This is a genomic window from Paenibacillus sp. FSL M7-0802 (genome assembly GCF_038004945.1).
GTDB lineage: Bacteria > Bacillota > Bacilli > Paenibacillales > Paenibacillaceae > Paenibacillus > Paenibacillus polymyxa_B.
The window spans coordinates 2255669-2272859 of record NZ_JBBOSD010000001.1; the positions used below are offsets into that span (position 1 = coordinate 2255669).

A 17191-nucleotide genomic window follows, 5' to 3' on the forward strand; every position below is an offset into this window, starting at 1 on the left:
GATTGAATATGACAGACACCCGATATATGATCGGCGTCGATATCGGCACAACCAGTACCAAAGCGGTGCTTTTCGAAGAAAACGGCAATATTGCCGCCCAGCACCATGTGGGCTATCCGCTCCATACACCTGAGCCGGATGCGGCAGAACAGGACCCGGAAGATATTTTCAAAGCTGTCGTAACGACGGTGCAAGAGATCATGAAACAAAGCGGAGTGTCAGCCGAGCATGTGCTGTTCGTCTCCTTTAGTTCGGCCATGCACAGTGTACTGGCGGTGGATAAGAACGGCAAACCGCTGACCGCCTCCATCACTTGGGCAGATAACCGTAGCGCCAAATGGGCCGAAGCGCTCAAACATGAATACAACGGACACGACATTTACTTACGTACCGGAACGCCCATTCATCCCATGTCACCGCTAACGAAACTGATGTGGATTACACGGGATTTACCGGATATTGCGGCCCAGACGTATAAATTCATTTCCATTAAGGAGTACGTTTTTGCCCGGTTATTCCACCAATATGTCGTGGACCACTCGATTGCCTCTGCAACCGGACTTATGAATTTGCAGCAGCTGGACTGGGATGAGGAAGCACTGCACATTGCAGGTGTGACGAAGGAGCAGCTATCCGAGCTGGTGCCGACAACTCATGTGCTCAAAGGGCTGGATGAGACCTATGCGCATGACATGGGTCTACTGAAGACGACTCCTTTTGTAATCGGGGCCAGCGATGGTGTCTTGTCCAACCTCGGTGTGAATGCGATCAAACCTGGAGTTGTCGCGGTTACCATCGGCACCAGCGGAGCCATCCGTACCGTAGTTGATAAGCCGCTCACGGATGCCAAAGGGCGCTTTTTCTGTTACGCCTTAACCGAAAAGCTGTGGGTCATCGGCGGCCCGGTGAACAATGGAGGTATAGTCTTCCGCTGGATCCGGGATGAATTTGCAGCCTCCGAGGTGGAAACGGCCAAACGACTGGGACTTGATCCATATCATGTGCTGACCCAAATTGCGGAACAGGTACGTCCTGGCTCCGACGGTCTGCTCTTTCTTCCGTACTTATCCGGTGAACGTGCGCCCCTGTGGGACCCAAATGCTCGCGGCTCCTTCTTCGGTCTGTCCCTGCGTCACAAAAAAGAGCATATGATTCGCGCCGCTCTGGAGGGTGTGCTGTTCAATTTGTATACCGTCATGCTCGCCATGGAAGAAGTCATCGACAGACCGTCAGTCATTCACGCCACTGGTGGATTTGCACGCTCGGAGCTATGGAGACAGCTCATGGCGGATATTTTCGATCAGGAAGTCATTATCCCCGAAAGTCTGGAAAGCTCATGTCTGGGCGCAGCTATTCTGGGCTTGTACGCGCTGGGACGGATTGATTCGCTGGATGCTGTGTCCGGTATGATCGGTACCACTCACCAGCACAAACCTGTAGCAGAACACGTGGATATTTATCGCGATTTACTACCGATTTATATCCGCATTTCACGTAAATTCGAAGAAGAGTTCAAGGATATTGCGGAATTTCAGGCCAAGTCCCTACAATCTTAAATTAGTGGAACCTGTTCTAACGCTGCTGCGTATTACCTTTTTATAAAAACCTGTCTATGTCAGTTGGGCAGGGTAAGAAGGAGGATTAGACGATGCTTAAACAATTACTGCACCGCCTGCTACATTCCACCTCTCATTCTCATAAGCGGCGATACAGCAGCTCAGACCGTTATTACGAACGTGAACGTAAACACCATTCTTCTTCAGACGGTTACAAGAATAGCCACAATGGGCACCGATATTACAAAGATAAACGCCGTCATTACTCCAGTTCTTAGCCAAACAACAAGAAGTAGCGACGGAATAGAGCGTACCACAAGAAGCATGCCACAGGCTCCTTCAAACCCTATAAAGCGAAGACCCTTCTCATCTCAAGGGCCTTCGCTTTATTGTTGTGCGCCCTTCGTTATGCAGGGCAACATCTGTGCATTTTACAGGAAATCGGTTATGACCGAAATTACAGAAACAGGGTTTTAGAGATGATCACCAGCAAAATAAACAGAACAAGAATCGCTCCTACAGAGGTCCATGCTCCTACGCCGCAACCCATACCGCCTACTCCACACATATGACTCATTTACAACACTCCCTTCGCTCATTTACAGAATCATTGTATGTAGACCTGGTCAAATGCGTAAGGGGGGCATTCCCCCATTTTTGCGGCGAATGCCTGTTTATTTTTAGGGACTATCTATGGGTTAATCTCAAGCAGCAACAATGCTTCCTCCAGCTCTTGCATAAACTGTCGGCTATTCTCATAACGTGGCCGAATCTGAAAAAGACGCTCCAGCATTTGACGCACAGGTGAACTCAGTTTCAATTCTTCCTGCCAGCTTGCTGGCGGTTGATCTGGCTGAGGCTCGTAACTGCTATACAGCATAAAAAGCATTAAATGTCCGACATCGTACAAATCGCTGTAGACGGCGACGTCTTGTCGCTCAGGTGCGCGCTTTTCCAGCATGGATTCGGTAAATACATCCTCCTGTCGCTCTCCCATCGCCAGAGCAAGACCAAAGTCGATCAGGTAAGGCTTCCCCTCGCGGTGAATCACATTGGGAATGCGGATATCCCGATGGATATAGCCCCGTTCATGCACATGCAGAACTCGCTCCATTAACTCCAAAATGTAGACAACGCATTCCTGTTCTGTAAAGGAACGCTCCTGTTCAAATATAAGCTCCTCCAGCGTCATGCCAGAGATGTATTCCATGACCACAACTATTCCGTTCGAATGCTCGACAATTTCGAGCAGCTTCGGAATATAGGGGTGTTCCATCTGCCGCATAATATGAGCCTCGCGCTGCAATAGCTGAACTGCCTTCGCCCGTTTGCTCGGTCTGGGCATTTTCACTGCCACCTCTTGTCCGCTGTGCCGATCCAGACAGAGGTAGGTTAGACCATAGCTCCCCATGCCTAAAAGCGAACGAACATCATAACGTCCGCTCAGTAAATCGCCAGGCTGTTTCGGATAATCCATCCATGATTCATATGCGTTCCGCAACCAAGCAAACATATTTATATCCTTTCCTCTACATGCCGCAGCAACGTTTCTTATGCGGCTTGTTCTCGTATTCTTATATTCCGTTATTATACCATCCACGATAAAAGACCATCAGAACCGGGAAGGTCTGATGGTCTTTATCAAAAAAGATGCTGGTTATGCCTCTCTGCGTCTGCGCGGTGTCAGACCAAGCCAGGACAACAACGAACCGCGCGATTTGCGTTGCCTGCCCTGGTAGGTACGCAAATTCGTAATTAACTGCCGGTCTCGTTCCTCGTCAACCTTTTCTTTCATCCAGCGTTTTTGATCCTCCAGTTGGTTAGACAGGCTGATATTCTTTTCCACCAAACGGCTGTGCTCTGCTTCCAGCTCCTCCAAACGGCTCCGCATTTCCAACAAAGCGTTTTGCACCATGTCCTGCATCTGCGCCAGTTCTTGCGGCTCTACGGACTCCTGCGTTTGTACGGATACAGGTGCTTGCTCCAATCTATACTCAATGGTAGATGCCAAAGTCTGGAACTCCTCCTGCGACTGTAGCTGCATCATGGGTTCCTCTGACAGTTCCTGAGCATTCATTTCATCCTGTAACTCTGTCAGTTCAACCGTAGCAGCAGCTTGCGCCTGCATGACCGTCTCTTCCCTGCCCTCAGCCGCCGCCATTATTTCTTCCCAGGTTGCGGTCAGTGACTCAGCATCCGAGATGGGGGGCAAGCGGAATTCCTCATCCTCCATTTGAAAGGGAGCGGTCACTCTCTCAAGCACCACCTGAACCGCCTGCTCCATCGTCATATGCTGTTCACGCAATGCCCACCGCATCACCTTCAAGCACTCAACATCCTCAGCACTGAACATTCTCGATTGATTCGCGGAACGCTGAAACACATACCCTTGCTCCTCCAGCGCCGCTGCATATTTACGAAGGGTACTCGCCCCGATTCCCAACTGCTTTGCTGCTTCCGTCGTCGATTTGCTTTCTTCCATTTAATCATTACCTCCCCGGATGGTATGGAAAGAAATTAGCTTGTATATGTAGAATTCGCGAAATCCATTGGAAACCCTTTGGCAAAAATGTTCTAATATTGCAGACTGCTAAGAACCTTTGTCATAACGGAATATTTGTAGAAATACAAGAAACGACATTGTAAGAGAATACTTTCGTTTTATGTACCCTTCAGACTCTTTAAAGAGCGTCACATAAATGTCACACTTTCATGATTTCTATGGCACCATTCCTTCCATCAACATGGTCCATGTTATAATTTATACAGCGGTCACCTTAAATATAAATTGAAACGTCCTCTCCTACCTTCCAGTAAAAGTATTGATAATTTACGTTCATTCTACAATTAATCCTAGAAAGACACCTCTATTTACAGTTCATTTTTAATTTTCCAGAATGGAGACAAAAAAATGGATATTTTCAAAAGATCAGCAATATGTTATGTTATGTAACGTAAAATGGATTTCAGGCATAATTTGTAGCATATTAACGTTCGCTGGAACGAGGAGGCAACATAGATGAAGGGGAAGGCAAGGAAAGTAGCTATTGTCGGCGCGGGAATGGTCGGTTCGAGCTGTGCCTACTCAATGGTTAATCAGTCCATTTGTGATGAGATCATGATGATTGACCGCACGTATGATCGGGCTTTGGCCCATGCACTGGATCTGTCCCATTGTATGGATTTTACGTCCACACGTACCAAGGTACGTGCAGGCACGTATGCAGACTGCACGGATATGGACGTTGTGATTATAACGGCTGGAGCCAACCCTAAACCGGGTCAAGACCGCCTATCTGTGCTGGATGACGCAGTGCTTATTACCAGAGAGATTGTAACAGCGATTATGGAGGGTGGCTTCGACGGTATATTCGTCATTGCCGCTAATCCTGTCGACATTGTAACGTATATGGTACAAAGTATATCCGGTCTGCCACGCAACAAGGTGATCGGCACGGGCACCTCCATTGACTCATCGCGACTCAAGACGTTGCTTTCTGAGGTGTTTTCCATAGATCCGCGCAGCGTACAAGGATATGCGCTTGGCGAGCATGGCGAATCCCAATTCGTTGCCTGGTCACACGTCACGATTGGTGGTAAGCCACTCTTGCACATTTTGCGTCAGCATAAAGAACGATTCAGCCACGTCGATCTGGACGACATTGCCCGTAAAACTCGGGATGCAGGCTGGGAGATCTTCACCCGCAAAGGCGCCACTTATTTTGGTATTGCCAATGCGCTGGCATACATTACACGTTCCATTTTAAATGATGATGGTAAAATTATAGCGGTCTCTGCTGTATTGGACGGCGAGTACGGGCACACCGATGTCTGCACGGGCGTTCCGGCAATTATCGGCAGCAGAGGAATTCAAGAGGTCATCGAGCTGGAGCTAAGTCCGGAGGAACAAGCGAAGTTCGACGCCTCTTGCCACCTTATCAGCAATAATATTCGTGCCATTTCAGGCCTAGTGTAAACCAATAGCACAGTAAAAAAACTCCTTACCCTCATTGAGGATAAGGAGTTTTTGCAATCCCCGTATTTCGCCCTATATCTCTTTATAACGAAATACTGTCAGTCCCGCCAACGTAAATACGACAAAGCTACCTATTATAACCGTCAACAGTGTATCCGTTGGCACCATGAACGCCCCGAAGTTGTCTCTTCCACTCGGCATCATCGCCAATAAAGGCTGTGTCCATGGATAGTACGGACCGTAGGTTTGAGAATTGGCGACCAGAATATTCGGCACGGTGAAGACGAAATTCAACGCAAGCGGTGCGGCAAAGCTGGACCACAGGAAGGACACCATCAACTGCAACGCAGCCAGCGGCAGGCAGGCTACCCAGCCGGCGAGCAAACTTTGAGCGATCACGGCCCATGGAATCGGTCCGTTCATGTCCTGCACAACTCCAACACCCAGCAACGCTCCTCCGAACAGTAGCTGGGTCAATCCGACCAAGGCCATAATGATGGTCAGCTTGGCCGCATACAGACTCGTGCGGGACAATGGCAATGACATCAGCTGCTTCCAACCGCCGCCCCCATGCTCGAATCGGCAGACCAGAGATGCAAATACGGCGGTCAGCATCGGCATGAACAGCAGCGCATGAACTGTAAGCATGGCAGACAACAACACCTGCCAATTCCCTCCCGGGTTTGCCAGCAAACCAATCAGGACGGCAATCGCCGGGCTGACGAGCGCAAGGAGCCAGACGGGCGATTTCGCCATTTTCATACGTTCAACAGAAAGCAGCCGTACATATCCTCCGAACATTACGCCACATCCTTTCGGCTAAAATGGGCCGCTGTCAGCAGGCTCAGAAGCACACCCGTTCCGCACCCGACGGACGCAAACATCCACGCTTGAGGTGCAACCCATGCGAATTGAGGCCAGGCCAACGGAAACCATTCGGACAGCTGTGAAGCAAACAAGCTGCCGATGCCTAACGTAATGCCCAGTGTTACAGGCAGAGCCTGATTATGGAACGTGACCGTTAACCACAACAATAATACGAGCATAGGCAGCGTGCCGCCTAAAGGCCAAAATCCAAGCCGCACTAATTCTCCAATCGGCGCCGGCTCTCCTCCGAAGCCGAGTAGCATGCCCAACACCCACGTCCCTACCGTCAGGAGTACACAGGACACACACAGCATCCCGATCGCCAGCGTCAGCTTGGCCATATAGACGCTGAATTTGGAAATCGGCAAGGCCAGTAGCTGCTTCCAGGAATTAGACATATGCTCCACATTCGCCAACATGGAAGCGACCATAGTGGCTCCTAACACCAGCGCAAGGGGGACAAACATAGCGATGTTATCCATCAAGGATTCCCACAAATGGCCCTTGTATCGCGGAATCAGATAGTCATAGCGGAGTCCAAAGTTCAGCGCCTGCATCGCCACCAGCCCAAGGGGACCGAGAAACACCAGGAACCAGATTCCCTTTCTGCGTGCTTTGAGCAGATCCGCCGTGAGCGCCCGCAGCATCATAAGGAAGTTCCTCCTTTGCCCACCACTTGCATGAACATATCCTCCAGCGATTTGCGGCGTTCCTCCACACGGTATACGGCATGCGTATTTTCGACCAATCTTCTGACCAGCAGCGCAACAGCCGCATCATTCATGTTCTCGAAATCCAGCGCCGAGCCGTCCTTCACCGAATGATACCCCTGCTCACGCGCAATCAACTGGGCTGCTTCCGGTTCCGACACTACGATCCGAATTCCTCCCGCAGATTCCTGACGGAGATTATGAATCGTATTTTGAAAGACCAGCTCTCCTTCACGGATAATACCCACAGTATTCGCCATATGCTCTACCTCGCTCAACAGATGGCTGGATACCAGCACGGTGATCCCCCGTTGCTTGGGCATCGCCTGAATCAATGTGCGCATTTCCTGAATACCCTCCGGGTCCAAACCATTCGTAGGCTCATCCAAAATGAGCACTTCGGGATTCCCAAGCAGGGCTGCTGCAATACCCAGTCTCTGCTTCATGCCCAGGGAGTAGCCTTTGACTGGACGTTTGGCATGCTTGGTCAGTCGGACGACCTCCAACACTTCCGCAATGTTTTGCTTGGGTACATTCAAAATACGGCGAATGGCCTCCAGATTTTCAATTGCGTTCAAATGACCATAATACGAAGGATACTCCACCAACGAGCCGACTTTACGCAAGATATCAAGCTTATGTCTGCGAATATCTTTGCCGAATATACGGATCGTTCCTCGAGTTGGGCGAATAAGTCCAAGCAGCATGCGGATCGTTGTCGTTTTCCCCGCTCCATTGGGACCCAGAAATCCGTAAATATCTCCTCGAGCTATTTTCAGGTCCAGCTGATTAACCGCCGCGCGGCCTTTGTATATTTTGCTGAGACTGTTCGTTTCAATAATGTATTCGTTCAAGTTCCTCACCTCGACACCTATCGTAACGTGCCAAGTTTAAAGCCAAGGGAACTCTGAGTTTAAGTTTTGTTTAAAAAACGAATTCTTGTCCCGGCTGATGAACTGAAAATCTCCCTCTCCAAATTCATTTCGCGAGCCAGCAGTTCTGTAATCGCCAAACCAATCCCTGCCCCTTTTTCACTGGACTGTTGCTCCATACCGGGCCCTTTATCTGTGATAACCAATGCCTCTGTCCCATTATCTTTCTGTACTTGAACACCGATAAATCGGCCTGAGGCAGCATGGCGAACTACATTTTGAAAGAGATTGTCCAGCAGACGACGGAAGCCTTGCTCATCGACATTCCACACCATACTATGCTCGGGCAAGTCGATATCCACTTCAAAGCCCTCCTTTTCCCACACCGGATACCAGCTGGCTACACACTCCCGCACTAGCCGCAGGATATCACGTGGTGTGTTATTCATAGTGTATTTTCCACTAGCTAGCAGATTATAGGTGAGCAGATTGTCGATCAGACTCCCAAGGTCTTTTAGCTTGTTTTCCATCAGTGTAATCGACTGTTTCCCTCTGCTGCTCAGATTTTCACCATCTAGTGTATACAGATGGCTACGCACGACCGTAAGCGGCGTTCGAATATCGTGTGACAGATCCGCGACCAGTCTCTTCCGCAGCTCTTCCTCCTGACGCTCACGTCCCCGACTCTCGGCCAACTGCTCAACCATCTGATTAAATGCTTCCTCCAGCTTGCCGATTTCATCCGGGCGTCCAGTGGTAACAAGAATAGGCAAGCCATCCTCTCCTCGCTGCGACATGGCGGCCTGAAGCTGCAACAGTCTTCGCCGAATGCCTCCAAAAAACAGAAGAGATACGAATATAAAAGTGCCCAGAATCAATACGATAAAAAAGAGATAGTACATCAACATGCTACTATCTGTAGGTGGCTGTTCAAAGAACGAACGAGGCACTTTTAACACCATATAGCCCTGATTCACATCATTCTTGCCCCCGCCAATAAAGGCTACTACCGTAAACGGCCCCTCATAGCTTGCTTGCTTCATAAAAGCTATAGCCTGCGCAGCGTTCCATTGTTTTGGCATGTTAGGTTGTGTCGGTAACTCCAACCTTGTTCTACCTGCGGTATCCACCCAAAATATTTGTGATTTAGGGAACATATCTTGTTGTATTTTGCGCAGATGGGCTGAGATTTGCTCTGGTGTGGCTCCCTTCAAAGCTACAGCTTCGTGATGCCAGCTATTTTCGGTATGGGTAGTAGAGGGATAGTAAGCGTTTTTAGGCTTGAGCTCCGCCCCCCAATTCAATAACACGCTATATATCAAGGCTGTAGCAGGCAACACAATGGGCAACAGCATCATAGCAACCACAATAATGACCAGATAACGGAACAACAGTGAACTGCGAAACCGACCTCCCTGACCTGGCCTAGAGCTGGGGTACAGCCTCCTCCAATCCTTGCGCGTCCTGCTCATTATGCTTTCACCCGATATCCTACACCACGGATCGTCTCAATGATGCGGGGTGTCGCAGGATCAATCTCCAGCTTTTCGCGAAGGTGTCGGATGTGGACCATTAAAGTTTTGTCTCCGTCAATATATGGGTCCCCCCACACTGCTTCATACATTTGCTCTTTCGTCATAATCTGGCCCAAATGCCGCAGCAAATAAGCAAAAATGTGATATTGCTTACCTGTCAGAGTAATTTCCTCCCCGGTATCACGGTTCACAATACGGTTATCAGGAGAGAAGACAGAGAGATGCCCCAGTTGTAAGGATTCTTCGGGCACGGTTCCCGATCGGCGCAGCAAAATCTCCATACGTGCTATGAGCTCGTCCGGGTGAAAGGGCTTGGTTACATAATCGTCGGCGAAATCCAGTCCTTGCAGCTTATCGTCAATGGATGTACGGGCAGACAACATGAGAATGGGAAGCTCCGGGTACTCTTTCTTGAGCCGCTTCCCCATGGTGAATCCATCCAGACCGGGTAACATCACATCCAAAATCACGAGTTGGCACGTACGGGCTGCTTCCACAGCCCCCTCCCCGCTGCGAAGCCATACTACAGCGTAATTCCGCTCTTCCAAATACTGATGCGTCCAAGCACCAATATCCTGGTCATCTTCGATGTATAACACATTTGTTTTCATCATGGGCACCTACTTATCGTTTTTCTTTTATGTAATGGGCATTATAGCATTTATGGTACATGACCCACTTAAAAAGGTTAATAACTACCTTATACGACATACGCTTCACATTTTCAAATTTGAATGCTCGTGAAAAAAGGAGGCCTACCCGATGCTGCTGGAAGCGATATACCATCACCCGAAACGCAATTGGGCTTTTGGTTATAATGATGAAACGATATTTCTACGGCTACGTGCGAAGAAAAATGACCTGAATACCGTTCATGCTCTCACCGGAGATAAATACGATTGGGACCGCACTAGACAGCTTGTTCCGATGTCCAAATTCGCTACCGATGGCAGGTTTGATTACTATGAATGCAGCGTAAAACCTACTCACCGTCGGCTGAAATATGGATTTTTGCTAGAAGATGGTGAGGAACGTATTTGGATGAACGAGGACGACTTCACCACCCAGGAACCTCAGAACGCAGACAGTCTGTTCCAATATCCGTTTTTGAACCCGATTGATATTCTGAAGCCACCTGCATGGGTGAAGGATGCTGTATTTTATCAGATTTTCCCGGAACGTTTTGCGAACGGTGACCCCTCCATCAGCCCAGAAGGTGCAGAGACATGGGGCGGAACGCCACAAAGAGACAATTTTTTTGGTGGCGATCTACAGGGGATTCTGGATCACCTGGATCACTTGAACGAGCTAGGGATTAACGCCATATATATGACCCCTGTGTTCAAGGCAACGACCAATCATAAATATGATACCGAGGATTATATGGAGGTGGACCCGCACTTCGGGGACAAAAAGACATTAAAAAAACTGGTCGATGCCTGCCACGAACGAGGAATTCGTGTGCTGCTTGATGCGGTATTCAACCATTCAGGGCGTACGTTTAAACCGTTCGTTGACGTGCAGGAAAAAGGCGAAGCCTCGCCTTACAAGGACTGGTTCCATGTACATAGCTTTCCCTTGGAAGTGGTGGATGGCACACCGACGTACGATACATTCGGGCTGGAACCAATGATGCCCAAGCTGAACACCGAACATCCTGAGGTGAAAAAGTACCTGCTGGATGTAGCAAAACATTGGATCGAAGAAATCGGCATCGATGGTTGGCGGTTGGATGTGGCAGACGAGGTGGATCACGCCTTTTGGCGGGAATTCCGTACTACGGTCAAGCAGGCCAATCCAGATGCGTACATTTTGGGTGAAATGTGGAATGAATCGTCTGAATGGCTTCAGGGGGACCAATTCGATGCAACGATGAATTATCCGTTCACCTACGCGGTGAATGATTTTTTCGTCAAAAAAGTGACCGATGCCCAAAACTTTGCCTTCGCCATCGGACGACAGCTGGCCCGCTATCCGCAGCAAGCATCCGAGGTTGCCTTCAATCTGCTGGATAGCCACGACACACCACGCCTGCTGACACTGTGCGGGGATGACAAGCGGCTGATGCGACTGGCCGCCCTGTTCCAGTTCACGTACATGGGCGCACCCTGCATCTATTACGGCGATGAGATCGGTCTGGATGGAGATGCCGATCCAGGCTGCCGCAAGTGCATGGAGTGGGACACCGACAAGCAGGACCGCGAGCTGTTCGACTTTTACCGCGAACTGATTGCGCTTCGTAAGGGGCACCCGGTCCTCCGTGATCAGGGAAGCATCACCTTTCTGGAGGCACAGCCAGAGGGCACCTCACTTGCCTACGAGCGCCGCAGCGAGGAAGAGGTGCTGCTCGTGCTGCTCAACCGTTCCGATGAGGAGCACGTTTTTGAACTGGACATTCCTGAGCAGGAATGGCAATTAGCTTTTGGCGAAAGCCAGTGGTCCAAAGGAGCGAAGGGGTTGCACGCCAAGCTTCCACCCTACGGATACGCTGTACTGAAGGCAGCACCTGCTCGGTCAGTAAAACCTGCTTAAGAGGACGATGTCAAGACGGGAAGCAAGGCATCCGCCTATATAGGCGGATGCTGATGAAGGTACCTGCCGAATAACGGCAAAAAAAGCGAGACCACCGGGAACAAGATGTTTACTTGTTCCTGATGGTCTCTTTACGTCGAATAAGAACTTCTATCCAAGCCGTTTATTTATTTTTAACATCTGTTCTTACTACCCCAACATCCGAAGCATTGATCGAAATGGGGTTACCGCCTTGTCCTGTCTGAGCTGAAGAAGATTGTCTGACGACCACCGAAACTCTTTTATTCTTAAATCCAGTTCGTCTTGTTCTCCCCAATGCAATACCTCCTTAAATATATACGTGAGTTCCTTAAACCTCTCAATTACGACTCAACCGTGAAGAGATATGCTATATGAATATGCCACTGTAGAAAACAGGTAGCGGCGAATAGCGGATCATAGAGAAAAGAGGCTCGGTGATTCACACAAAAAAACGAAATTTCCATCCATGCAAAAAACCGCTCCAAGGAGATACCTTGAAGCGGTTTTTTAGCGCTACCTGAGCCAGTACAGCAGTTTACGCAGGTAGCGTCTGTGTTTTCAATTGCACGTACAACTGGTGCGTCACCTGCTGCGGCTCAATACCCAACTCATCTTCCAGTATTCTGACGAAGCTTTCATAATGCTTTTGAGCAGCGGTATAATCGCCCAGTTGGGCATAGGCGGTCAGCAGCAGACCGCAGATATCGTCTGAGTACGGCTCCCGTTGCTGGAGGCTGAGTAAGCGCTGAACAGACTGCCGGGTACGACCTGAGCGAAGCTCGTCTCTCGCCAGCTCAGAAGCACATGCCAGATACATACTGCGCAGCTTCTCCCTTTTTGCATACGCCCACGGGTAATCGTACTCCTCCAGATAGTTGCCACGGTATAGAGCCAACAGGCTCTCAATACGCGGCGTACCGCCGCTACCGGATGCAGCCCATTCGGATATTCCCCGCTCGAATAGCTCCACATCTGTAATCCAGCCATTGCGGTTCAAGCGGTAGCGATCCAGATTGTATTCCAGCTTCGTATCTTGCATCCGTTCTTTCAATGCCTTGCGGATTTGGTAAATGGACGTGTGCAGGTGAACAACAGCCTTGTCCAAATGATATTCAGGCCATAGCGCATCCAGCAATTGTTCTTTGCTCACCCATTCCCCTTCATGGTGTAGTAAAAAGGAAAATAGCTCCTGTGACTTTAATGTGCGCCATTTGAAGGGTTTCGCTCCTACGGCTTCCTGTCCATCCTCCAAAATTTCAAGCTTTTGAAAACAACGTACCTTGGGGGATTGCTCTGCTGTAACTCCCAAGCTGGAAGAACGGGGATCAGCCAGCGTGGCTGCAATCCGATCTAACGTTTTGGATAGCCGCCGGGCATGAACGGGCTTTAACAAGTAATCCAGTGCTTGCAGCTCGAACGCTTCAATAGCATATTCCGAGTACGCGGTCACAAAGACGATATGAATATGGGAATCCAGCTGTTGAATCCACTCGGCGGCCTCCAGACCGTTCATCTCTGGCATTCCGATATCTATAAAAACAATATCCGCACGTTCTGCCGCCAGATGATCCAGCCCCGCTTGTGCAGACGTATATTTGCCCATTACCGTTAACCGTCCGTCCGCCTCCAGCAACCGTTCCAAGTAGGTTAATGCCGACCGCTCATCATCAATCAAAATCGCCTTCATTTGTGTCTGTACTCCCTTCCTGCTGCAACCATCCATCATGATGCTCTATTTACATGCTATCTGCTTTATCCTTACAATTTTTAATTCCTTATATTTTATATATCGTATCATCGCGGACGCGACATTAGCTTTTCCGACAAATGTACTGTACTTTTTTTATTCATCGGTATTCCGGGGCGAGATCGTTTCCGGCACACGGAAGCTTACCGTCGTCCCTTGCATTGAATTACTTTCAATCCGCAATCCTTCTCCATACATATGGATAAGACGGCGATGGATATTCCGCAGTCCCACGCTGGAAGATACATGATCCTCCGACAACAGCTGTTCCAGTCGCTCGGACGGAATCCCTACGCCGTCATCGGTCACGCTGACTACAAAATCGGTTCCATCCTCCTGCACAACCACTCGCACGGTTCCACCTGTTGCCCGTTGCATCACACCATGTCGTATCGCATTTTCCACGATGGGCTGAATGCTTAATGGCGGGATAAGCGACCGGATGTTCCTTCCTACCTCTACGGTCACCTGCAAACGTTCTTCAAATCGTGCTTTTTCCAGTGCCACATACGATTCTACCAATTCCAGCTCCTTGGATAACGGTACCGTATTCTCCCTGTTCTGAAAATCAAAACTGCCCCGCAAATACTGACTCAGCTCCATGAGCAGCTCCGCTGCTTTATCCGGGTCTACGGCTACGGTCGATACAATAACATTCAATGCATTGTACAGAAAATGTGGCTTGATTTGTGCCTGTAAAAAGGCCATTTCCGAACGCACCGCTTCCTCCGCCGAATGACGCATGTTCAACAGCGTGCGCACACGCGCCTTTAATTCCTCAGCATCAACAGGCTTACGTAGAAAATCATTAGCTCCCGCCATAAAACCCGCGCGGATATCGCCGGGCAGGTCGCGTGCCGTCAGCAGCAACACTGGTAGCTCGGACAGGGAATACCGTTCCCGTATCCGTCGGCACAGCTCAATACCGGACATTTCCGGCATCATCCAATCCGTAATGACTAGGTCAAATCGGGTACGGCCATTCAGCATGTGAAGTGCCTCCTCGGCATGATCCACTGCCACCACGCTACAACCTGTGGTATATAATAGCTCCTCCAGCACCCGAAGATTAACCTCATCATCATCCACAGCCAGCACTTTGTAGGGAACAGTCTGAACTTGCTCCAGTGCATCCTCTTCATGCGGAATCACATTCTGACCCGACGTCACGCCAGGCTGCAATATAACCGCAGACGAAACATCTTTTTGAGCTTCATGTGCCAACGTTCCGGTCTGCGCCAAGGGTAGTGTAAAATAAAAGGTCGAACCCTTGCCCAATCTAGATTCTACCCGGATATGACCACCATGCAACTCCACCAGGCGACGGACTATTCCTAATCCAAGCCCTGTCCCACTGTATCCTTCATCCTCAGCATTCGCCCCTCGGTTAAAAGGTTCAAATATATGCGAAAGATGCTCCTGGGCAATACCGGACCCGGTATCCTTCACACTGATTTCCATTTCGCGGTTCCCCGCTTTGGCAGAGATTACGATTTCGCCTTCCTCCGTAAATTTCACCGCATTACCCAACAAATTGTACAAAATCTGAATCAGCCGATCCTCATCCGCATCCACCTTGGGTAACGAATTGGGCCATTCTTTGACGAATTGCAGCTTTTTCTTACCCACCGTATGACCCAATACCTCCAGCACGGAATTTACAGCTGCCTGTACATTAACAGGCCGACGATTTAAGGCTAATCTTCCATTTTTCAAATTAGAAAAATCCAGAATATCGTTAATTAAATAAGAAAGTCTGCGTCCTACATTCGCAATCAAGGACAAGTTGTGCTTTTGCGGCTCATTGAATTGTGCCCCGTAACGATCTAGCATGGATTGAGCGATATTAATAATTCCATGTAGAGGAGTGCGCAACTCATGTGACGTGTTCGCCAGGAATTCGTCCTTTAACCCATCCAGTGTTAGCAACCGTCGTGACAGGTTCTCAACCTCCATAAACGAATGTACAAAACGTTTGGCCAGCAGAAGCGTTTGAGCCAATACGAATATGAGCATTTCATAGGCTGTCACCCCGCGCACATCTCCCCAGCCCAAAATATACACAAAACTAGTCACTACAATCATAAGTATGCTCATAATACTAATGACTAGCAGTGCAGCGTCATCCGTCCGTTGAAGAAGTCCACGAATCAAGATCAGTAATACATATCCCACACTAACTACGCCAAAAAGAAGAATAAACGCTTCAAAGGATGAGAGTATCAGTGTAGGCAACATTAGACCCATACCTAGCATCAGTGCGGTTGTAATATTATAGAGGCGCAGCACGATCCGATTCATAACAATCTGCGTCGAAAGATGAACATACCGGATCAAAAAATAGTAGAACAGCGTTGAAGAGAACGACTGTATTTTCAGTATCCATTCATAAGGTAAGTCCGGAATTCCCCAGACCAGCAGCTTTTCTCCATGTGTCAGAATGTAAAATAAAGCCGCGATGCAAAAGCATCCTAAGTAAAGCAATGCCTTCTCCTTTTTACGTAAAAGATACAGCATGATAAAAAATACGGTAGGCATAAAAAAACCCGCTATCAGTACGGTGTCCTCTGCCATTGCAACTTCCCGGCTATGCGTAATACTCTCGTAATCCCCAAATAACAATGGGTAAATGATCCCACCGGAGGAATAACTATAATTAGCCACATGCACGGTAATATCTACCGATTGTCCATCTACCGCTGCAAATCCAACATAAGGAGCATTGCCCTGCTTGCCTTTGTCGGCAGAAACAGAGGGAATACCACTCGCTCCTACCTCTGCTCCGTCAATCCATACTCGGCTGGAACTCCGAATGTTTTGCATATAGATGCCGTACAGATTTTCCGCTTTTTCAGGCAACAGGATACGAATATGATAGGTTCCATATCCGGTCGCCTGTCCCTCAGGCATCCACTGATTCCATCTACCAGGCACATCCACAATCTTGGTAGAATATCCCGTTTCCATCCCCAATTCTGAAGAACTCTGATGATTTACCCAATCCTTATCTTGCAATTCATGAAAGGCTGAAGGTTGCACAAGCTGGTTGGGGTAAAATTCCCACTCCCCTCCCAGCTGTACAGGGCCTTCCTTTTCGGGATGCCAATTACGCAAATTTATAACGCCGTTATGAGCTTTCCAATGACTGTTTCCAGATAATACACCCGACACCAACGGATACACCGGCAACGCAACCGCAAGCAGAAGTATAATAAAAAATAAAACACCCTGTTTTTTCATAAATCCCCCGCTCTTTTCAATATCGTCTATCTTTTAGTATCGGTTATTCTAACCAGCTGTATTAGAAGCGCCCCCCATGCAAAAAGGGACGCCCGCCGCAGACAAAAATCTGTGCGGAATCGTCCCCTTCTATAC

15 protein-coding genes are annotated in these 17191 nt (G+C 48.9%); 4 read left to right on the forward strand and 11 right to left on the reverse strand.

Translation table 11 applies throughout. From position 1 onward, the window contains the following. Positions 1-8 precede the first annotated feature (8 nt). Together gntK and MHB54_RS10580 are read left to right on the forward strand one after the other, a co-directional pair. Positions 9-1556 carry a gluconokinase gene (gene gntK, locus MHB54_RS10575; RefSeq protein ID WP_028541194.1) on the forward strand — a complete coding sequence of 516 codons (1548 nt, stop codon included), beginning with the start codon at positions 9-11 and terminating at the stop codon, positions 1554-1556. A gap of 92 nt (positions 1557-1648) precedes the next feature. Further along, positions 1649-1834 (forward strand): hypothetical protein, encoded by a 186-nt coding sequence (locus tag MHB54_RS10580; RefSeq protein WP_071559410.1) that lies wholly within the window; start codon positions 1649-1651, stop codon positions 1832-1834. Between the two features lie 179 nt (positions 1835-2013). Here the strand turns inward: MHB54_RS10580 and MHB54_RS10585 are convergent, their stop codons facing one another. The 3 genes from MHB54_RS10585 to MHB54_RS10595 all read right to left on the reverse strand — a co-directional run bounded on the left by MHB54_RS10585 (position 2014) and on the right by MHB54_RS10595 (position 4038). After that, the gene (locus MHB54_RS10585; protein WP_013369112.1) at positions 2014-2133 is read right to left on the reverse strand and encodes a hypothetical protein; all 120 of its coding nucleotides are present in this window, start codon (positions 2131-2133) and stop codon (positions 2014-2016) included. A 114-nt stretch (positions 2134-2247) separates the two neighbouring features. After that, a complete protein-coding gene (locus MHB54_RS10590; RefSeq protein ID WP_069080455.1) occupies positions 2248-3069 on the reverse strand; it encodes a serine/threonine protein kinase in 822 nt (273 codons plus the stop codon). Between the two features lie 144 nt (positions 3070-3213). Then, positions 3214-4038 (reverse strand): MerR family transcriptional regulator, encoded by an 825-nt coding sequence (locus MHB54_RS10595; protein WP_069080456.1) that lies wholly within the window; start codon positions 4036-4038, stop codon positions 3214-3216. A gap of 537 nt (positions 4039-4575) precedes the next feature. On the opposite strand from MHB54_RS10595, the gene MHB54_RS10600 reads away from it, so the two are divergent. Beyond that, complete coding sequence (locus tag MHB54_RS10600) at positions 4576-5532, forward strand: L-lactate dehydrogenase (protein WP_023986728.1); 957 nt, start codon at positions 4576-4578, stop codon at positions 5530-5532. 72 nt (positions 5533-5604) lie between these two features. On the opposite strand, the gene MHB54_RS10605 is transcribed toward MHB54_RS10600, so the two are convergent. The 5 genes from MHB54_RS10605 to MHB54_RS10625 are packed head-to-tail and all read right to left on the reverse strand — an operon-like array spanning position 5605 to position 10127. After that, the gene (locus MHB54_RS10605; RefSeq protein WP_075153614.1) at positions 5605-6333 is read right to left on the reverse strand and encodes an ABC transporter permease; all 729 of its coding nucleotides are present in this window, start codon (positions 6331-6333) and stop codon (positions 5605-5607) included. Further along, complete coding sequence (locus tag MHB54_RS10610) at positions 6333-7049, reverse strand: ABC transporter permease (protein WP_264454258.1); 717 nt, start codon at positions 7047-7049, stop codon at positions 6333-6335. The genes MHB54_RS10605 and MHB54_RS10610 overlap by 1 nt, the downstream gene beginning before the upstream one ends. After that, a complete protein-coding gene (locus MHB54_RS10615; protein WP_023986725.1) occupies positions 7046-7963 on the reverse strand; it encodes an ABC transporter ATP-binding protein in 918 nt (305 codons plus the stop codon). The genes MHB54_RS10610 and MHB54_RS10615 overlap by 4 nt, the downstream gene beginning before the upstream one ends. Positions 7964-8022: 59 nt before the next feature. Beyond that, positions 8023-9453 carry a sensor histidine kinase gene (locus MHB54_RS10620; RefSeq protein WP_053324498.1) on the reverse strand — a complete coding sequence of 477 codons (1431 nt, stop codon included), beginning with the start codon at positions 9451-9453 and terminating at the stop codon, positions 8023-8025. Next, positions 9453-10127, reverse strand: coding sequence for a response regulator transcription factor (locus tag MHB54_RS10625; protein WP_023986723.1), 675 nt, complete (start codon positions 10125-10127; stop codon positions 9453-9455). Before MHB54_RS10625 ends, MHB54_RS10620 begins: the two co-directional genes overlap by 1 nt. 151 nt (positions 10128-10278) lie before the next feature. Between MHB54_RS10625 and MHB54_RS10630 the strand changes: the two genes are divergently transcribed. Next, positions 10279-12048 carry an alpha-glycosidase gene (locus MHB54_RS10630; protein ID WP_071559414.1) on the forward strand — a complete coding sequence of 590 codons (1770 nt, stop codon included), beginning with the start codon at positions 10279-10281 and terminating at the stop codon, positions 12046-12048. Between the two features lie 163 nt (positions 12049-12211). Here the strand turns inward: MHB54_RS10630 and MHB54_RS10635 are convergent, their stop codons facing one another. From MHB54_RS10635 to MHB54_RS10645, 3 genes are all read right to left on the reverse strand, one after another. Next, positions 12212-12364: a hypothetical protein gene (locus MHB54_RS10635; protein WP_167348614.1), complete on the reverse strand. Its 153-nt coding sequence runs from the start codon at positions 12362-12364 to the stop codon at positions 12212-12214. Between the two features lie 240 nt (positions 12365-12604). Beyond that, positions 12605-13756, reverse strand: coding sequence for a response regulator (locus tag MHB54_RS10640; RefSeq protein ID WP_069080461.1), 1152 nt, complete (start codon positions 13754-13756; stop codon positions 12605-12607). Between the two features lie 156 nt (positions 13757-13912). Further along, complete coding sequence (locus tag MHB54_RS10645) at positions 13913-17056, reverse strand: ATP-binding protein (RefSeq protein ID WP_075153612.1); 3144 nt, start codon at positions 17054-17056, stop codon at positions 13913-13915. Positions 17057-17191 lie beyond the last annotated feature (135 nt).

What these genes read in the sequence shown, in the direction of transcription:
- MHB54_RS10585 (WP_013369112.1), bottom strand. Translation starts at nt 2,133, where the DNA reads ATGAGTCATATGTGTGGAGTAGGCGGTATGGGTTGCGGCGTAGGAGCA.
- MHB54_RS10600 (WP_023986728.1), top strand. Translation starts at nt 4,576, where the DNA reads ATGAAGGGGAAGGCAAGGAAAGTAGCTATTGTCGGCGCGGGAATGGTC.
- gntK (WP_028541194.1), top strand. Translation starts at nt 9, where the DNA reads ATGACAGACACCCGATATATGATCGGCGTCGATATCGGCACAACCAGT.
- MHB54_RS10640 (WP_069080461.1), bottom strand. Translation starts at nt 13,756, where the DNA reads ATGAAGGCGATTTTGATTGATGATGAGCGGTCGGCATTAACCTACTTG.
- MHB54_RS10620 (WP_053324498.1), bottom strand. Translation starts at nt 9,453, where the DNA reads ATGAGCAGGACGCGCAAGGATTGGAGGAGGCTGTACCCCAGCTCTAGG.
- MHB54_RS10580 (WP_071559410.1), top strand. Translation starts at nt 1,649, where the DNA reads ATGCTTAAACAATTACTGCACCGCCTGCTACATTCCACCTCTCATTCT.
- MHB54_RS10590 (WP_069080455.1), bottom strand. Translation starts at nt 3,069, where the DNA reads ATGTTTGCTTGGTTGCGGAACGCATATGAATCATGGATGGATTATCCG.
- MHB54_RS10645 (WP_075153612.1), bottom strand. Translation starts at nt 17,056, where the DNA reads ATGAAAAAACAGGGTGTTTTATTTTTTATTATACTTCTGCTTGCGGTT.
- MHB54_RS10605 (WP_075153614.1), bottom strand. Translation starts at nt 6,333, where the DNA reads ATGTTCGGAGGATATGTACGGCTGCTTTCTGTTGAACGTATGAAAATG.
- MHB54_RS10610 (WP_264454258.1), bottom strand. Translation starts at nt 7,049, where the DNA reads ATGATGCTGCGGGCGCTCACGGCGGATCTGCTCAAAGCACGCAGAAAG.
- MHB54_RS10625 (WP_023986723.1), bottom strand. Translation starts at nt 10,127, where the DNA reads ATGAAAACAAATGTGTTATACATCGAAGATGACCAGGATATTGGTGCT.
- MHB54_RS10595 (WP_069080456.1), bottom strand. Translation starts at nt 4,038, where the DNA reads ATGGAAGAAAGCAAATCGACGACGGAAGCAGCAAAGCAGTTGGGAATC.
- MHB54_RS10630 (WP_071559414.1), top strand. Translation starts at nt 10,279, where the DNA reads ATGCTGCTGGAAGCGATATACCATCACCCGAAACGCAATTGGGCTTTT.